Below are 15912 nucleotides of genomic sequence, written 5' to 3'. Positions count from 1 at the left end.
ATTTCACACTGGATTTTCTTTTATTTTTCAAACACCTGCTGGATTTCCGCTTTGAGATCACCTTGTAAAATCCCTTTTTCGGTAATAATGGCTGTAATCAGTTCATTTGGCGTAACATCAAACGCTGGATTGTACACTTTTACGCCTTCTGGAGCGACGCGTACACCACCCAAATGAGTCACTTCTTCTGGATTTCGTTCCTCAATTGGAATTTCTTTACCACTTTCTAATGTCACATCAAAAGTAGAAAGTGGTGCCGCGACATAAAAAGGAATACCGAATGTTTTTGCTAATACCGCCAAATTGAAGGTACCGATTTTATTGGCAGTATCCCCATTTGCTGTAATTCGATCAGCACCTACGATGATGGCATCAATCCCTTTTTCCAAAATCGTATGGGCGGCCATATTGTCCGTAATGAGTGTTACATCCACACCTGACTGAAGTAGCTCCCAAGTTGTTAGTCGAGCTCCTTGTAATACTGGCCTTGTTTCTGATGCATAGACTGATAGATTAATTCCTTGTTGTGCCGCAAGATGGAACGGTGCTAATGCTGTCCCATAGCGAGCTGTTGCGATTGAACCCGCATTGCAAATTGTCAACACTTTAAATCCATCCTTGAATAGAGTAAGTGCATTTTCCCCAATTTGGCGGCAGACCCCTTCATCTTCTGCTTGAATTCGAATTGCCTCGTGGACAAGTGTTGTTTTTGCTTCGTTCACAGACTTTGAAGCTTCGATGCTTGCAACTAGACGGTTTAACGCCCAAATCAGATTTACAGCAGTAGGGCGTGAGCTTGCTAAGTATTCTTTATCTTTTAGTAGGTTTTCCTTAAATTCTTCTAAGGATGTTTCCTCATAGCCTTGAGCAGACAATGCTAATCCAAAAGCAGCTGTAATTCCTATCGCTGGAGCTCCACGGACTTTTAAAGTGGTAATACTGTCCCAAACATCCTGAATTGTTAAAAGGTTGATAAACACAGTCTCTAACGGAAGTTTTGTTTGATCTAATAGTTTAATATGTGTTTCACTCCACTGAACGGATTGGGGAACTGTTTTGATGTAGGTCATGTTGTCACTCCTTAGCTGTTTTTTCTACATAGTTTCGTAGAGTTCCAAGTTCCTTGATTGACTTGCGTTCTTGTATTAATTCTTTACCTAAACGGAGTGCATGCTGTTTAGTTGCAATTCTTTGTTCATAGTTTTCAATGCCGTCTAAGTCGGCAACATGAGCAAGTCCGATTGTTCTACGTATCACTTCACAGCCTGCAAAACCAATCGCATCTTCAAAAGTTTGCTCAAGAACATATTCCAAATAGCCTTCCGTATCACGATAAAGTTCTACAGCTTCATTCTTCCAGAGGTCTGAGAAAGTAGTAGAAAACACATCCCATGTTTTATCGATATGTTCATATAATGGCTCACGATACTGAGAATCTCTTGAGATCGCATTTAATAATAGATTTGCAATAAATTGGCCGATATCAAAACCTAGTGGGCCAAAATAAGCAAATTCAGGATCGATAACTTTAGTCTCTGTTTCGCTTGCGAAAATACTTCCTGTATGCAAATCGCCATGCAATAGGGCGTCTGCTTGAGTTAAGAACTTCTGCTTAAGTTTTGCAACTTCAAGCTTTAGAGGTTGGTCAGCCCAGATTTGTTCAACATCTTTTTGTAATTCCTTTTCGAAGTTATTTGTATCGATATCGAAAAATGGATCTGTGAAAACAAGGTCCTCCGTAATTTTACATAGATCAGGATTAATAAATTTTTGCACCAATATTTTCTTCTTTGTTGGCTCTAGTCCAAAATCTGAAGTGTGAAATAAAGTTTTAGCTAAAAATGTTCCAATGTGCTCAGACAAAAGTGGGAAGTTTTTACCTTCAATGAGACCGGCTCTTGAGATTTGCAAGTGGGAGAGGTCTTCCATTACCGTAATAGCTAGAATCTCATCAGAATAATAAACCTTTGGTACAAGAGTTGGAACATAATCAGCTGCTGCTAATAATGCATTTGCTTCAATAGTTGCTCGCTTTATAGATAATGGCCAGCTTTCACCAACCACCTTTGCATATGGTAAAGCCTGCTTTATGATGATGCCATTTCCTTCTTCTTCGGTGATATGAAAAACTAGATTTAAATTTCCATCCCCAATTTCTCTGCATTTTAAAAATGTTCCTTCTTCAAACAAACCTAAACGTATGGCTAATGCCACCGCAGTGCTTTCTGTTAAAGGTTCGTAAATCGATTGATATGAGATTGACATATTTATATTCCTCCAGAAGTATTATTTAGTAGTTTGGAGGCTTTTCTAAAAGCAGAAAAGCCTCTTTCATTGAAAGAGGCTTGAAGACACGGCTTCGCACCTCTTATCTGCCAAGAAGATCAAATGAGCCTTCAGCGAATTTGCGCACAGATTTTTTCGAGCATGCTCGAAAATTTACCTTTGAAAATCTGTTGCATCCGCCGGAGGCTATAACTTTATTCAGTCTGGTTTTAAGCATGACTGAATAAAGTTATTCACTTCCTGCTGGAATTAGCACCGTGCCTTGTGGGTTTCCCCAGCGCTAAAAGATAGCGCCCCACCTTGCGATGGAATTACGGTCGGTTGCTGGGCTTCATCGGGCCAAGTCCCTCTGCCTACTCTTGATAAGAGATCAAATTAATTGATATTCTATTATATGTTGATACTGAAAAGAATGATATCAACGAATGTACATAATTGTCAATATATTTTTATTTCTATGAATGATAAAAATTTGGACGACGATCCTGGAAGATAGGAATTTGTTTTCTCACATCTTCTACCTTGCTAAGGTCGATTTCTCCAACTAGTGTTGTGCTTTCAGTACCTGCTTCAACAATAATGTTTCCCCAAGGGTCGATGACCATCGAATGACCTCCGAATTCATTATTAGGATTACTTCCAACACAATTACATGCAACAACATAGCACTGATTTTCAATCGCTCGACTAAGGAGTAATGTTCGCCAATGCTCAATGCGGGGTAGTGGCCATTCTGCTACCACGAATAAAACTTCGGCGCCACTTGTTGTATGTGCACGAATCCATTCAGGGAAGCGAATGTCGTAACAAATCACACCAGCTGCTGGTACATTTTCAATTATGAAATCGCCTTTTGCTTCACCGGCCTTTAAATATAAATGTTCATCCATTAGCTTGAATAAATGTAGTTTGCTGTATTCACTTAGCAATTCTCCGTCTCGATTAAAGACAAACATCGTATTTGTCACACCTTGCTCTGTCTTTTTGGCTACAGAGCCTGCTACAATATTTACAGAGTATTGTTTTGCTAAGGTTTTTATAAACGTTTTTGTTTCATCGCCATTTTCATCTGCAATTTCATCTAATCTAGTTAAATCATATCCAGTCGTCCAAAGCTCTGGAAGGATGATTATATCAGGTTTGTCCTGATTCATTGTCTTTTCGATTTCTTTAGCAATATAGGCAAAATTCTCTTGCGGTTTACCGAATTGAATATCATACTGTATACAAGCAATTTTAAGATTCATTTGGTATCCTCCCAGTGAAAATAATACTTTACAAGTTAACTCTAACAATATATTATTTTGGGTTAGTATTTCAAGTATTTTGAAGAAGGTGTATATATGAAAAATTTCCAACAATCTGAAATTCTACAAAAATTACCGAAACAATTTTTTGCTTCACTTGTAGCTAAGGTGAACAATGTAATTGCCCAAGGGCATGATGTAATAAATTTAGGTCAGGGGAATCCGGATCAACCTACGCCTCAGCATATCGTTGAAGCATTGAAAAATGCCGCCGACCAGCCTAAATTTCATAAATATTCTCCGTTTCGAGGCCATACATTCTTAAAGAAGGCAGCAGCAGAATTTTATCAACGTGAATATGGTGTTGAACTTGACCCCGAAACAGAAATCGCGATTTTATTTGGTGGAAAGGCTGGATTGGTAGAGATTCCACAATGTCTATTAAATCCTGGGGATGTTGCATTAGTACCTGACCCTGGTTATCCAGACTATTGGTCTGGTGTTGAACTTGCACGAGCTGAAATGGCCTATATGCCTCTGAAAGAAGAGAATGAGTTTCTACCAGATTACACAGAAATTGATTCAAAAAAGCTTGAAAAAGCAAAGGTAATGTTCTTAAATTACCCGAATAACCCAACAGGGGCTATTGCAACGAAAGAATTTTTTGAAGAAACAATTTCTTTTGCGAAAGAACATAATATTTGTGTGGTACATGATTTTGCATATGGTGCGATTGGATATGAGGGGAAAAAGCCAATCAGCTTTCTGGAAGTGGAAGGTGCCAAAGATATCGGTATTGAAATATATACACTTTCAAAGACCTATAATATGGCAGGCTGGAGAGTTGGTTTTGCTGTAGGAAATCCGAGCGTAATCGAAGCAATAAATTTAATTCAAGACCATATGTACGTTAGTTTGTTTAGTCCAGTTCAAGCAGCAGCTGCAGTCGCACTGACAGAGTCACAGGACTGTGTAAAAGAATTAGTCGACAAATATGAATCAAGACGTAACGCATTTTTCGGTGCATTACATACACTAGGGTGGAAGGTAAAAGCACCTGCAGGCTCATTTTTCGCGTGGCTACCTGTTCCTGAAGGTTATACATCGGTTAGCTTTGCAGATCTATTACTAGAAAAAGCCCATGTTGCTGTTGCACCAGGAATCGGTTTTGGCGAATATGGTGATCGATATGTACGTGTCGGGCTTTTAACTGACGAGGATAGACTTGTTGAAGCTGCTAATCGTATTAAAGAACTAAACCTGTTTAAATAACCATTAATATTCAAAAATTAAAAAACGTTTGACAAGAAAAATAATTCCTGTCATAATCCTAGTTAAATTCCAAATTCGTAAAAGTTAAATAAACGTTGAGCTTGTTTAAAACAAGGCTCAACATAATAAATAGAATCTATTTTCTTATTAAGAGCAGGCGGAGGGACTGGCCCAGTGAAGCCCGGCAACCGACTTACAAATTGTAAGCACGGTGCTAATTCTTGCAGCGTTAAGCTGAGAGATAAGAAGATGTTAGTTTGCTAACCTCTTCTTATGAAGAGGTTTTTTTCGTCTTATGGCAGATTTTTGAAATGGGGGTTGAAAAATGAGTGAAGTGATTGCTACGTATTTGGTGCATGACACCGGGGACGACTTAGTGAAAAAAGCTGAAAGTATCGCACTCGGCTTAACGATTGGATCTTGGACAAATTTACCAAAAATAGAACAAAACCAGCTTATAAAGCATAAAGGTATAGTAATAAGTGTCAAGCAATTAGATACAGACAGCCGAGCAAGTCAATATTTAGGAAAGCAAGTAAAAAAGGGAATTATTAAAATAGCATACCCAAGCGCTAATTTTAGTGCAGACCTACCAGCTGTTTTAACAACTACGTTTGGTAAGCTTTCTTTGGACGGGGAAGTGAAACTACTAGACTTGGAATTTTCAAGTGAGTTAAAATCCACATTACCAGGTCCGAAATTTGGAATTAATGGCATTCGAGATAAACTAGGAGTATATAATAGACCGCTCGTGATGAGCATTTTTAAAGGAGTTATTGGAAGGGATATGGAGTACCTCAAGGATCAGCTACGTGAGCAGGCCTTAGGCGGTGTGAATATCATCAAGGATGATGAAATCCTCTTTGAGAATACATTAACACCTTTTGAAACAAGAATTATAGAGGGAAGAAAAATACTAGAAGATGTTTACAAAGAAACCGGCCATCGAGCACTTTACGCTGTAAACTTGACCGGAAGAACATTCGAACTAAGGGAAAAAGCTAGGAAGGCAGTAGAGTTAGGTGCAGACCTTCTATTGTTTAATGTTTTTGCTTACGGAATTGATGTGCTTCAAAGCTTAGCAGAAGACCCGCAAATTTCAATACCAATTATGGCTCATCCAGCTGTGAGTGGGACACTTACTCCCTCTGAGTTTTACGGATTTTCTAATAGGCTATTACTAGGAAAATTACTTAGATATGCTGGGGCAGATCTTGTCTTGTTCCCTTCACCATATGGTAGTGTTGCGCTTGAAAGAGAACAGACATTAGCAATTGCAGAAGAGTTAACAAAAAATGATGAGGCATTTAAACCAACATTTCCTGTTCCTTCAGCGGGAATCCATCCAGGCCTAGTGCCACTACTAATCAATGATTTTGGAAAAGATAGTGTCATCAATGCCGGTGGCGGTGTTCACGGACATCCTGATGGTGCAATTGGGGGCGGAAAAGCCTTTAATGCTGCGGTTGATGCAGTACTAGGTGGAAAGACACTTATTGAATTTGCAAAAAATAGCCCAGAGCTTAAAAAGGCAATTGAATTATGGGGATATAAAGAGGTATAAAAATGAATAAACCAATTATCTTCTGTGATTTTGATGGCACAATCACGAATACAGATAACATTATAGCCATCATGAAAAGATTTGCACCGCCTGGTTGGGAAGAGATTAAGGATCAGGTTCTCACTCAAACAATCCCGATTCGAGAGGGTGTAAGTAATATGTTTTCTCTTCTACCATCAGCTTGGCGAGAAGAAATTACAGAATATATTCTGAACCACGCTGAAATTCGTGATGGCTTTAAGGAATTTGTCGCGTTTACAAAAGATGAGGGAATTCCGCTATACATTGTCAGCGGTGGGATTGATTTTTTTGTAGAGCCATTACTCGAAGGACTTGTTCCAAAGGAGCAAATTTACTGTAACAAATCTGATTTTTCAAATGAAAGAATTAATATTGTATGGCCATACACTTGTGATGATGAGTGTACAAACGAGTGTGGCTGTTGTAAGCCAACATTAATTCGAAAGCTTGCAAATGAGGCTGATTTTAAGATTGTCATTGGTGATTCCATTACCGATCTTCAGGCTGCTAAACTTGGAGACAAGGTCATTGCTAGAGATTTTCTTGGGCAAAAGTGTGAAGAACTCGGAATCGAACATTCTTCCTTCCATTCCTTTTTTGATGTTATTGAGGTTCTAAAAAAGGAGGTTGTGACAAATGCTTCGAATTAAACAATGGACTGAGCTTGCGGATATTAAAGATGAGCTTGCAGCCCGTGATTGGTTTATGGGAACAAGTGGAAATCTTGCTATAAAAGTATCCGACAATCCCATCACATTTCTCGTTACAGCAAGTGGTAAGGATAAAAAGAAACGAACGGATGAGGACTTTTTACTAGTGGACGGTGCAGGTTATCCAGTTACTCCTACTCACTTGAAGCCCTCAGCAGAAACACTTCTGCATGTTGAGATCTATAACAAAACAAATGCAGGCTGTAGCCTTCATGTCCATACAGTTGATAACAATGTCATTTCTGAACTATATGCTGACAGGGGTGAGGTTGTATTCAAGGGACAGGAAATTATTAAAGCACTTGGTTTATGGGATGAGGATGCAGAAATCAGAATACCAATCATCCATAATGATGCTGATATCCCGACACTTGCTAGAAATTTTGGCAAGTATGTCACTGGGGACTTTGGCGCTGTTCTGATCCGAAACCATGGAATCACTGTCTGGGCCAAGAATGCATTTGATGCAAAAAAACATTTAGAAGCATATGAGTTTCTTTTTAGCTATCATTTAAAACTATTAGCATTAGCCCCCTTAAGGGTATAAAAATTTTACGAGGTGAAGAAAAATGGCAAATATTAAATTACGTAATACAGGTGAAAGACTAGAGGGTCAAGAAAAGGTAGCAGCATTTTTACAAGAACAAGGTGTTCTTTATGAGCACTGGGACACTAGTAAACTACCAGTGGAATTAAGAGGAAATTGCAGAATTAATGATGAGCAAAAAGAACAAATCCTATCCATTTATGAAAAAGAAATCAAATCACTTGGTGAGCGCAATGGATACCAAAATTGGGATGTCATCGCATTATCCGATGCAACCCCAAACCTTGATGAACTTCTTAAGAAATTCGAACAAGTACATGTTCATACCGAAGATGAAGTACGCGCAATTGTAGCAGGACATGGGATTTTTATTATTAAAGGAAGTGGAGATACTGGCTACTTTGACGTTGAACTAGAAGCAGGGGATGTTATTTCTGTACCTGTTGACACACCACACTTTTTCACACTAATGGATGATCGTGAAGTCGTTGCAGTGCGATTATTTATTGATGCAGCTGGTTGGGTAGCTCACCCATTCCAAGACCCAGATTTTACGGGTGCAAAATAGGAATAGCTAGGGCATATGGTGTTTTACCATAGGCTCTTTTTTATATCTAAATGTTTAGAATATTCTTTACATATGAATATAAATATGTTACATTTTTGTTCATTGGAAAAGAAATATTTTGTTGCATATACTATAGGTAGTTGGGAATTCTTTCTACTGTATGAGGAGTGGAGATTATGAAGATTCGCTATAATTTTGTCGAGAAATCAGATGTGAAATATTGTCACGACGATTTTAACGTTCAGCAAGCCCTTCAATTTTTAAATGAAACAGGCTATCGGTCAGTCCCGGTATTATCAAAAAATGGAACAACATTTGAAGGTTTAATTTATAAAGTCGACATTTTAGAGTACCTTTATGAAAAAAGTGGAGATGCAAATGCAAGTATTCTTACCGTTGTCGAGAGCAAGGATGCTTTTGTTTACGATGAGGATTCCTTCTTTAAGACATTTTTAACGATTCGCCGTTTGCCATTTATTGCCGTGCTTAACTCCGAGAATGAATTTCTTGGAATTATTACACATTCAAATGTAATGGATGTCCTTGAGGATTCATTTGGAATGCGAACAGGCGGATATACACTAACAATAGCTACGATTGAACATAAAGGTGCGATAAAAGATCTTGTATCTCTAATCCGTGACGTTAACATTGATGGCATGTTAACACTTGATAATGGTGAAAAATACCTCCGCCGCATCATCCTAAATCTACCAGGATCACTTGAAGAGGAAAAGATTCAGGCTATCAAAAGGAAGCTTGAAGCGAAAGAATTCCGTGTTACACATATCGATCGAATTAAATAAGAGAATGTTTAGACCTATGGGAGTATACCTATAGGTTTTTTTTATTGAGATTTATGTCGTTTCTTGTATTATTTCGGATGTCGAAAAAAGTTGAAAGACGGGTTGGAAGCGATTTCGTACACAAATTTGTAAAAATTTTTAAGAAAAAAATGTCTATTTTTGCGAATCTATTTACATAAATAGTAGATTTTGTAATAATTCATAGAGTAATAGCAACTCAGCATGCACCAAAGGTAGTATTGGTTGGCATACGATAGTTGTATGCGGCGTTAGAATCTTCTAACGTGTGAATAAAGGAGTGGAAGTTTTGGAAACTAGACGTATAGATTACAAACAGATACTATTAGAGGAAATTAATAGAAAAAGAGAAGAAATGATCACTATTGCTAATAGTACGGGGTTTACAAGTAATGAAACAATTGAATGTAGTCAAGAACTTGATGAACTTATAAATATCTATCAACGAGCAGAATCAGCAGAACGAAACCATTCACTTTTTCGTCAGTTTTTAAAGAGAGTCATGTTATTTTTTGCACTTCAAAAAGTCAGCTATAAATCACAATCATAATATAATTTACTTAACAATTCATGAAAATGGATTGTTTATTTTTTTGCAAAGAAAGTGTGTGTTGAATGGGGTGGGGGTTAGAGGAGAAAAAACGTAAGCGGGGTAATCAGTATATTGAAGAGCCGAGAAACGATAAATGGTATACCGCAAATGAGGTAATCGATATAGCATCATGTCATAAAACAATAAATGCTATACCGCAAACGAGGTAATCGGTATATCATCAAATCGCAAAACAATAAATGCTATACCGCAAACGTCCTAATCGGTATAGCATCATGTCGAAAAACGATAAATGGTATACCGCAACCGAGGAAATCGATATATCACCAAATCGTAAAACGATAAATGCTATACCGCAAATGAAGTAATCGATATATCACCAAACCGTAAAACGATAAATGGTATACCGCAAATGAGGTAATCGGTATATCATCATGTCGTAAAACGATAAATGGTATACCGCAACCGAGGTAATCGGTATATCATCAAGCCGTAAAACGATAAATGGTATACCGCATGCTCCCAAAGCCCCAAGCAACAAAAAAGGACGCCAGAAGCGTCCCTAAAAATGTGTTATCCTGCACTATTCCATTCATTTAACTTTTGATCAGTTGGTAATAAGAAGGCCAACAATCCCAACAATGGAAGGAAGCCCATCATGATGATGGTTGGTGTTAAACCGATTGCGTCGATGATGGCACCAATTCCAACACCACCGATAGCACCCATACCGAAGGCGAGGCCAACAATTAACCCGGACATCATTCCGATTTTACCAGGCACCAATTCCTGCGCATATACAACAGTTACGGAGAAGCTGGATAAAAGCATAAACCCGATAACCGTTACGAGTACGATTGCCACATGTGGTCCAACAAACGGAAGAACCAGTGCTAATGGTGCTGTACCTAAAAGGGAAACAATGATGACATTCCGTTTTCCGAATTTATCAGCCAATGGTCCACCAAAGAATGTTCCTAATGCCCCTGTAGCTAGGAATAAGAAAATAAAAATTTGAGCTTGTGAAATGCTGTAACCATATTTTTCAATTACATAAAATGAGTAAAAATTTGTGATGCTTGACATGTACCATGTGCGAGCAAATACAAATAGCACGATAACAACTAATGCGAATTTTACAGCTTTCATGTTTCGCGGAACAGTTGAAACGGCCTTTTTTACTTTCTTTTGAAGCTCAACTGTTTTTAACGTTTTAGAATACCATTTTGCAATATAGATTAGTAGTCCGACTGCAAGTGCTGCAACTAACGAAAACCAAATGGCCCCAAATTGTCCTAATGGAACTAGGATTAAAGCGGTAATGACGGGTGCAAGGGCTTGCCCTGAATTCCCTCCAACTTGATAAATCGATTGTGCCAATCCGCGTCTGTTCCCAGCGCTCATGTAGGCTACACGTGACCCCTCAGGGTGAAAAATAGCTGAACCTATTCCAATAAACAATACAGAAAGAATGATCGTTAAAAAGTTTGGTGCAAATGCGAGTCCAATAACTCCAAAAAAAGTAGAGGTTAGTCCAATTGGCAAAGCAAATGGCATTGGTTTTTTGTCTGTATACCAACCGACAACAGGTTGAGCAACTGAAGATACAATTTGTAACGCGAAGGATATTAATCCGAGCTGCGTAAACGTTAATCCCATCGATCGTTCTAAAATTGGAAACATCGCTGGAATAATCGCCTGTATTGAGTCATTGAGCATGTGGACAAATCCAATGATAAATAAAATCCCATAAAGTGTTTTATTCGCGTCATTTTCAGTAGGTGTAGCTTGTGTTTTTGCTGCGAGCATTTTATTTATTTCCCCTTTGTTACTTACCGATGAAGTAATTTTAATCATTATAATCCTTTACTCTATGAAAAACCTTTTTTCCAATTTTGTAAAGTGAAAATTCAAAATAAATATAGGTAAATCAAGACAAAAGTCAACATTTTATTCATTGAACAATTGCTTTACCTTGTTTGAAATTTCTGATAAATTTAATAGTAAGATAATATTCGCTTGAAGGAGGAGGCATGACATGAAATACAGAAGATTAGGACGTTCTGGTCTTAAAGTTAGTGAAATTAGTTTGGGTAGTTGGCTAACTTTTGGAAAAACAGTAGATGTATCAATGGCGACGAAAACCGTTCATAAAGCATATGAACTTGGAATAAATTTTTTTGATTCGGCAAATGTGTATGAGCGAGGGGAAGCAGAGCGAATCGTAGCAAGTGCGTTAAAAGAATACCCGCGTGAATCTTATGTTATCGCAACAAAAGCATATGGTCCGATGGGTGATGGTCCAAACGATAGGGGCTTATCAAGGAAACACGTAATCGAACAAGTTAATGCGAGTTTAAAACGCATGGAACTAGACTATGTGGATGTGTTTTACTGTCACCGCTATGATGAAGATACTCCTCTGGATGAGACACTACGAGCAATTGACGATTTAATTAGGCAAGGAAAAATTCTTTATGTGGGTGTAAGTGAATGGAGTGCAGCTCAAATCCAGGAAGCTGTAGCCATTGCAGATAAGTATTTATTAGATCGGATTATTGTGAATCAACCTCAATACAATATGCTCCATCGTGACATCGAGGATGAGATTATACCAGTTTGTGAGAAAAATGGAATTTCTCAGGTTGTATATTCACCGCTTGCCCAAGGGGTATTAACAGGCAAGTATAGAGGAGGTACGATTCCAACTGGTAGCAGAGGAGCAAACTCTCAGGTAAATACATGGGTGAAAAATATTATTAATGGAATTGTTTCAACTAAATTAGATCGTCTCGAAGAATTTGCAACAGAACTAGGTGTTACCCTGCCAGAATTAGCTCTGTCTTGGATTTTAAGACAACACAATATTGCGAGTACACTTGTCGGGGCGACAAATCCTGAGCAGATTGAAGCAAATGCCAAAGCTTCTGACCTTGTGCTTGGATTTGAAGAGATTAAGAGAATCGAATCGATTTTGACTGTATAGTCCCATAAGCATCAACAAACCCACTTTCGAAAAAGTGGGTTTGTTTTTAATCTTCGTGTAGAGGTAAGTATACTTGAACTGTTGTACCTTTACCTTCCACACTCTCAATGTTAATAGTTCCATTATACATATTGACAATTCTTTTACAAATCACGAGACCAAGCCCAGTTCCAGTATCCTTATTGGTGAAAAATGGAGTATACACTTTTGAAAGGATATGTTTTGGGATGCCGACACCTGTATCAGTGATTGACAATAGACAAGACTGTCCCTCTTTTTGGATCGAAATTGTCAGTTTGCCACCATCTGCTTGCATTGATTCAATTGCATTTTTGGATAGATTTAAAACAACCTGTTTAATATTATCATTTGAGCACATGATGTACAGTGGCGTTTCAGAAAACTGTAAATCAAATTCCACATTATATAGGTTTGTTTCAGATTGTATAATGGGTTGGACTTCTTTCACAATATCATTCATATCATAGCTTTTTCGTTTATCAGCAGTAGGTTTTCCAAGAATCAAGAACTCATTGACAATATCATTGATTCTTGTAATCTCTTGCTGAATCACCGAAAAATAAAATTGATCGTTCGGATCCTTATGTTTTTCACTTAATAATTGAATGAGTCCTTTTACCCCAGTTAAAGGGTTTTTAATTTCGTGGGCGCTACTAGCGGCTAATGTCCCGACTAATTCTAATTTCTGTAACTCATTTTCCTCTCGTTCACGAATGGTTTGGCGTCTGAGAAGAAGATATTTTCCAAGAAGAAATAGAATATGAGTAAGGATTAATAAAATACCACTAAAAATAACTGAGTTTAAAATAAATATTTTTTTATTGGTTAATGTTGTTCGAGGCCATGCTTCAACTGTCCAGTTCACATTAGTAAGCTCTGTACGAATGATATCGCTATCAAGTGAATGTGAATTTAAATTAGTGGTAATTAATTCCTGACCAGTTGGGTCTACGACTCTTAAAATTTCATCCGGTGCAAGAACCTTCAATACGTTTTCTAAATAATCTAAGCGTAAGCTAAAGAGTACAACACCTTTAACTTCATTAGATTTTAAAACGGGTGTGGCAATTGTAACAACAAATCTCCCTGTTATAACTCCTTTATGGGCTGGTGAGATGACGGTCCTTTTTGTTTGAAGGGCCTGTTGGAAATATTCGCGATAGGAAATGTTCACTTTTTTATCTAAGTCGAGAGTAGACACAAGTATATCACCGTTTGGGTTTACCCAATATAGTCCAGAAAAGCGATCATCCTTTTTATGAATTGAATGTAACATGTTCTTAATCTCTTCATTACTATTCTTGTTTTCAAAGACAATTCCAAGCGTTTCGGTGCTGGCTATTGCTTCTCCAATAAATCGATCAATATAGCTAGATTGAAAGTTTACCATCTCTTTTGTTTCGGCAGTTTGATTAATTATAGCCGTATTATAATGATAATTCGCAAATAAAATACTACCAATTGTGGTAGGTAAGATTACAATTATTAGATATACAAGAATATTTTTTAGAACATTCGATTTTATTCTCAAACACATTCTCCTTGCCATTTTCCTGTAAAAATATTATATCAAAATGACAAAGAGAAACATATAAAATTTCGACAAAAACAATCAATTTCGGTCTATTGTTACATTATTTAGGAGTGAATGGAAAAACTCTAATGTTAAAAGAATATAATTCTTAACCCCGAAATTGGTAAAATTATGTATACTAAAATTGACCCTATACAAAAGAGGTAACAAAAAATGAGATCGATATCAATTACAATTCTTGAAACGAGTGATGTACACGGCAATATTTTTCCAATTAACTATGGGAACAATGAGCCTGTTGGACTTGGACTTACAAAGATTGCGACTGTTATTAAAGAAGAGAGAAGTCGTAATAAGAATACCATCGTTATTGATAATGGAGATTTAATCCAAGGAACACCTTTATCTTATCATTATGTACGTTCAAGTCGTCATAAACAAAATCCAGTGATTAAAATATTGAATGATTTAAAATATGATGCAGCTGTAGTTGGGAATCATGAATTCAATTATGGAATCGATGTTTTACAGCAGGCAATAAAAGAATCAACTTTTCCATGGCTTTCTGCAAATATAGTAAATGAAAAAGGAGAGCCATTTGTTGGAAAGCCATATATCATGGTTGAGCTTGAGGAAGGAATAAAGGCTGTGATTCTGGGTGTAACCACTCACTACATTCCGAATTGGGAGAATCCGGAGCACATTAAAGGTTTAACTTTTAATGATGCATTCGAAACAACGAAAAATTGGGTGGAGAAAATTCGTAAAGATGAAAAGCCAGATCTGATGATTGTTTCCTACCACGGTGGCTTTGAAGCAGATTTGGAAACCGGTGAACCAACCGAAAAGCAAACTGGAGAAAATCAGGGGTACCGAATTTGTAAAGAGATTGAGGGGATTGACGTTTTATTAACTGGCCATCAACATCGTTCTCTTGCCAGGAAAGTAAATGGCATACCGATTGTTCAGCCAAGCTTTAATGGACAGGCAATTGGTAAAGTCACTCTAACTCTTACAAAAAAAGAGGATAAGTGGACCATTTCAGAATCTAAGCCTGAACTTATTTTAGTAGAAGATAAAAAAGAAGACGAAGGTTCAATTGAACTAGTAAACGAATATGAGGCTGCGACACAAGAATGGTTGGATAAACCAATTGGCCGGGTTATCGGAAATATGACAATTGATGATCCATTAAAAGCACGCTTAAAGGATAATGCGCTTGTTGAATTTATTAATAAGGTGCAAATGGATGTTGCCAAGGTATCGATTTCCAATACAGCTCTTTTTAATAATATAACGAAAGGTTTTCCATCAAATATAACGATGAGAGATGTGGTATCTAATTATATTTACCCAAACACATTAACGGTCATTCGGATAACAGGGGAGGACATGAAGGCGGCACTAGAAAGAAGTGCAAGTTATTTTATCCTTGATAATGGGAAGGCAGCAGTCAATCCGACCTTCACAACACCAAAGCCACAGCATTACAATTATGATATGTGGGAGGGTATTGAATATATAATCGATATTTCAAAGCCGATTGGAGAGCGAGTCGTACAGTTAATCTTTAAGGGTGAACCCATTCAGCCAGAAGCTGAGTATGATGTGGTCATGAACAACTACCGTGCAGGTGGTGGCGGAGAATATGTGATGTTTAAGGATAAGCCAGTTATTAAAGATATTCCACTCGATATGTCCGAGCTAATCGCAGATTATATCCTTAAAAGAGGGACAATTGAAGCCACTGTTGATGAAAATTGGAAGGTAATATGGTAA

Annotated in this window: 14 protein-coding genes and 2 riboswitches; of the genes, 9 read left to right on the top strand and 5 right to left on the bottom strand. The window is 37.5% G+C overall.

The annotated features are described in order from the left end of the window. Window positions 1-20: 20 nt before the first annotated feature. From mtnA to CKJ95_RS14260, 3 genes are all read right to left on the bottom strand, one after another. Window positions 21-1070 carry an S-methyl-5-thioribose-1-phosphate isomerase gene (mtnA, locus tag CKJ95_RS14270; RefSeq protein ID WP_099354116.1) on the bottom strand — a complete coding sequence of 350 codons (1050 nt, stop codon included), beginning with the start codon at window positions 1068-1070 and terminating at the stop codon, window positions 21-23. A 4-nt stretch (window positions 1071-1074) separates the two neighbouring features. Then, on the bottom strand, window positions 1075-2265 hold the full coding sequence (gene mtnK / locus CKJ95_RS14265; protein ID WP_099354115.1) for an S-methyl-5-thioribose kinase: 1191 nt from the start codon (window positions 2263-2265) through the stop codon (window positions 1075-1077). 255 nt (window positions 2266-2520) lie between these two features. Next, window positions 2521-2655, bottom strand: a riboswitch (SAM riboswitch). A gap of 86 nt (window positions 2656-2741) precedes the next feature. Continuing rightward, window positions 2742-3533, bottom strand: coding sequence for a carbon-nitrogen family hydrolase (locus tag CKJ95_RS14260; protein WP_099354114.1), 792 nt, complete (start codon window positions 3531-3533; stop codon window positions 2742-2744). A gap of 96 nt (window positions 3534-3629) precedes the next feature. On the opposite strand from CKJ95_RS14260, the gene CKJ95_RS14255 reads away from it, so the two are divergent. The 7 genes from CKJ95_RS14255 to CKJ95_RS14225 all read left to right on the top strand — a co-directional run bounded on the left by CKJ95_RS14255 (window position 3630) and on the right by CKJ95_RS14225 (window position 9589). Further along, window positions 3630-4805 (top strand): pyridoxal phosphate-dependent aminotransferase, encoded by a 1176-nt coding sequence (locus CKJ95_RS14255; protein ID WP_099354113.1) that lies wholly within the window; start codon window positions 3630-3632, stop codon window positions 4803-4805. Window positions 4806-4946: 141 nt separating this feature from the next. Continuing rightward, window positions 4947-5053, top strand: a riboswitch (SAM riboswitch). A gap of 77 nt (window positions 5054-5130) precedes the next feature. Continuing rightward, window positions 5131-6369, top strand: coding sequence for a 2,3-diketo-5-methylthiopentyl-1-phosphate enolase (gene mtnW, locus CKJ95_RS14250; RefSeq protein WP_099354112.1), 1239 nt, complete (start codon window positions 5131-5133; stop codon window positions 6367-6369). A 2-nt stretch (window positions 6370-6371) separates the two neighbouring features. Next, window positions 6372-7040: a 2-hydroxy-3-keto-5-methylthiopentenyl-1-phosphate phosphatase gene (locus CKJ95_RS14245; protein WP_099354111.1), complete on the top strand. Its 669-nt coding sequence runs from the start codon at window positions 6372-6374 to the stop codon at window positions 7038-7040. After that, window positions 7027-7647: a methylthioribulose 1-phosphate dehydratase gene (locus CKJ95_RS14240; RefSeq protein WP_099354110.1), complete on the top strand. Its 621-nt coding sequence runs from the start codon at window positions 7027-7029 to the stop codon at window positions 7645-7647. Before CKJ95_RS14245 ends, CKJ95_RS14240 begins: the two co-directional genes overlap by 14 nt. A 22-nt stretch (window positions 7648-7669) precedes the next feature. Next, window positions 7670-8215 (top strand): 1,2-dihydroxy-3-keto-5-methylthiopentene dioxygenase, encoded by a 546-nt coding sequence (locus CKJ95_RS14235; protein ID WP_099354109.1) that lies wholly within the window; start codon window positions 7670-7672, stop codon window positions 8213-8215. A 176-nt stretch (window positions 8216-8391) separates the two neighbouring features. Further along, on the top strand, window positions 8392-9021 hold the full coding sequence (gene cbpA / locus CKJ95_RS14230) for a cyclic di-AMP binding protein CbpA (protein WP_099354108.1): 630 nt from the start codon (window positions 8392-8394) through the stop codon (window positions 9019-9021). A 307-nt stretch (window positions 9022-9328) separates the two neighbouring features. Continuing rightward, entirely contained in the window at window positions 9329-9589 is a 261-nt protein-coding gene (locus CKJ95_RS14225; RefSeq protein WP_142353951.1) for an aspartyl-phosphate phosphatase Spo0E family protein, read from the top strand. Between the two features lie 576 nt (window positions 9590-10165). Here the strand turns inward: CKJ95_RS14225 and CKJ95_RS14220 are convergent. Next, the gene (locus CKJ95_RS14220) at window positions 10166-11401 is read right to left on the bottom strand and encodes an MFS transporter (protein WP_099354107.1); all 1236 of its coding nucleotides are present in this window, start codon (window positions 11399-11401) and stop codon (window positions 10166-10168) included. 229 nt (window positions 11402-11630) lie between these two features. Between CKJ95_RS14220 and CKJ95_RS14215 the strand changes: the two genes are divergently transcribed. Continuing rightward, window positions 11631-12578 (top strand): aldo/keto reductase family protein, encoded by a 948-nt coding sequence (locus CKJ95_RS14215; protein ID WP_099354106.1) that lies wholly within the window; start codon window positions 11631-11633, stop codon window positions 12576-12578. Window positions 12579-12624: 46 nt separating this feature from the next. Here CKJ95_RS14215 and CKJ95_RS14210 read toward each other — a convergent pair whose 3' ends face one another. Then, the gene (locus CKJ95_RS14210; RefSeq protein WP_180271520.1) at window positions 12625-14130 is read right to left on the bottom strand and encodes an ATP-binding protein; all 1506 of its coding nucleotides are present in this window, start codon (window positions 14128-14130) and stop codon (window positions 12625-12627) included. Window positions 14131-14346: 216 nt separating this feature from the next. Here CKJ95_RS14210 and CKJ95_RS14205 point away from each other — a divergent pair, with 216 nt between their 5' ends. Then, window positions 14347-15912: a bifunctional metallophosphatase/5'-nucleotidase gene (locus tag CKJ95_RS14205; RefSeq protein WP_099354104.1), complete on the top strand. Its 1566-nt coding sequence runs from the start codon at window positions 14347-14349 to the stop codon at window positions 15910-15912.

The sequence above is a fragment of the Fredinandcohnia onubensis genome, from assembly GCF_002734285.1.
Lineage (GTDB): Bacteria > Bacillota > Bacilli > Bacillales > Bacillaceae_L > Ferdinandcohnia > Ferdinandcohnia onubensis_A.
The sequence above is the reverse complement of the archived record's forward strand: the minus strand, read 5'-3'. Positions and strand labels throughout refer to the sequence as shown.

Excerpts from the sequence above, each read along its gene's own strand:
- cbpA (WP_099354108.1), top strand. The coding sequence starts at position 8,392 with ATGAAGATTCGCTATAATTTTGTCGAGAAATCAGATGTGAAATATTGT.
- mtnA (WP_099354116.1), bottom strand. The coding sequence starts at position 1,070 with ATGACCTACATCAAAACAGTTCCCCAATCCGTTCAGTGGAGTGAAACA.
- mtnK (WP_099354115.1), bottom strand. The coding sequence starts at position 2,265 with ATGTCAATCTCATATCAATCGATTTACGAACCTTTAACAGAAAGCACT.
- CKJ95_RS14215 (WP_099354106.1), top strand. The coding sequence starts at position 11,631 with ATGAAATACAGAAGATTAGGACGTTCTGGTCTTAAAGTTAGTGAAATT.
- CKJ95_RS14260 (WP_099354114.1), bottom strand. The coding sequence starts at position 3,533 with ATGAATCTTAAAATTGCTTGTATACAGTATGATATTCAATTCGGTAAA.
- CKJ95_RS14220 (WP_099354107.1), bottom strand. The coding sequence starts at position 11,401 with ATGCTCGCAGCAAAAACACAAGCTACACCTACTGAAAATGACGCGAAT.
- CKJ95_RS14205 (WP_099354104.1), top strand. The coding sequence starts at position 14,347 with ATGAGATCGATATCAATTACAATTCTTGAAACGAGTGATGTACACGGC.
- CKJ95_RS14240 (WP_099354110.1), top strand. The coding sequence starts at position 7,027 with ATGCTTCGAATTAAACAATGGACTGAGCTTGCGGATATTAAAGATGAG.
- CKJ95_RS14235 (WP_099354109.1), top strand. The coding sequence starts at position 7,670 with ATGGCAAATATTAAATTACGTAATACAGGTGAAAGACTAGAGGGTCAA.
- CKJ95_RS14245 (WP_099354111.1), top strand. The coding sequence starts at position 6,372 with ATGAATAAACCAATTATCTTCTGTGATTTTGATGGCACAATCACGAAT.
- CKJ95_RS14255 (WP_099354113.1), top strand. The coding sequence starts at position 3,630 with ATGAAAAATTTCCAACAATCTGAAATTCTACAAAAATTACCGAAACAA.
- mtnW (WP_099354112.1), top strand. The coding sequence starts at position 5,131 with ATGAGTGAAGTGATTGCTACGTATTTGGTGCATGACACCGGGGACGAC.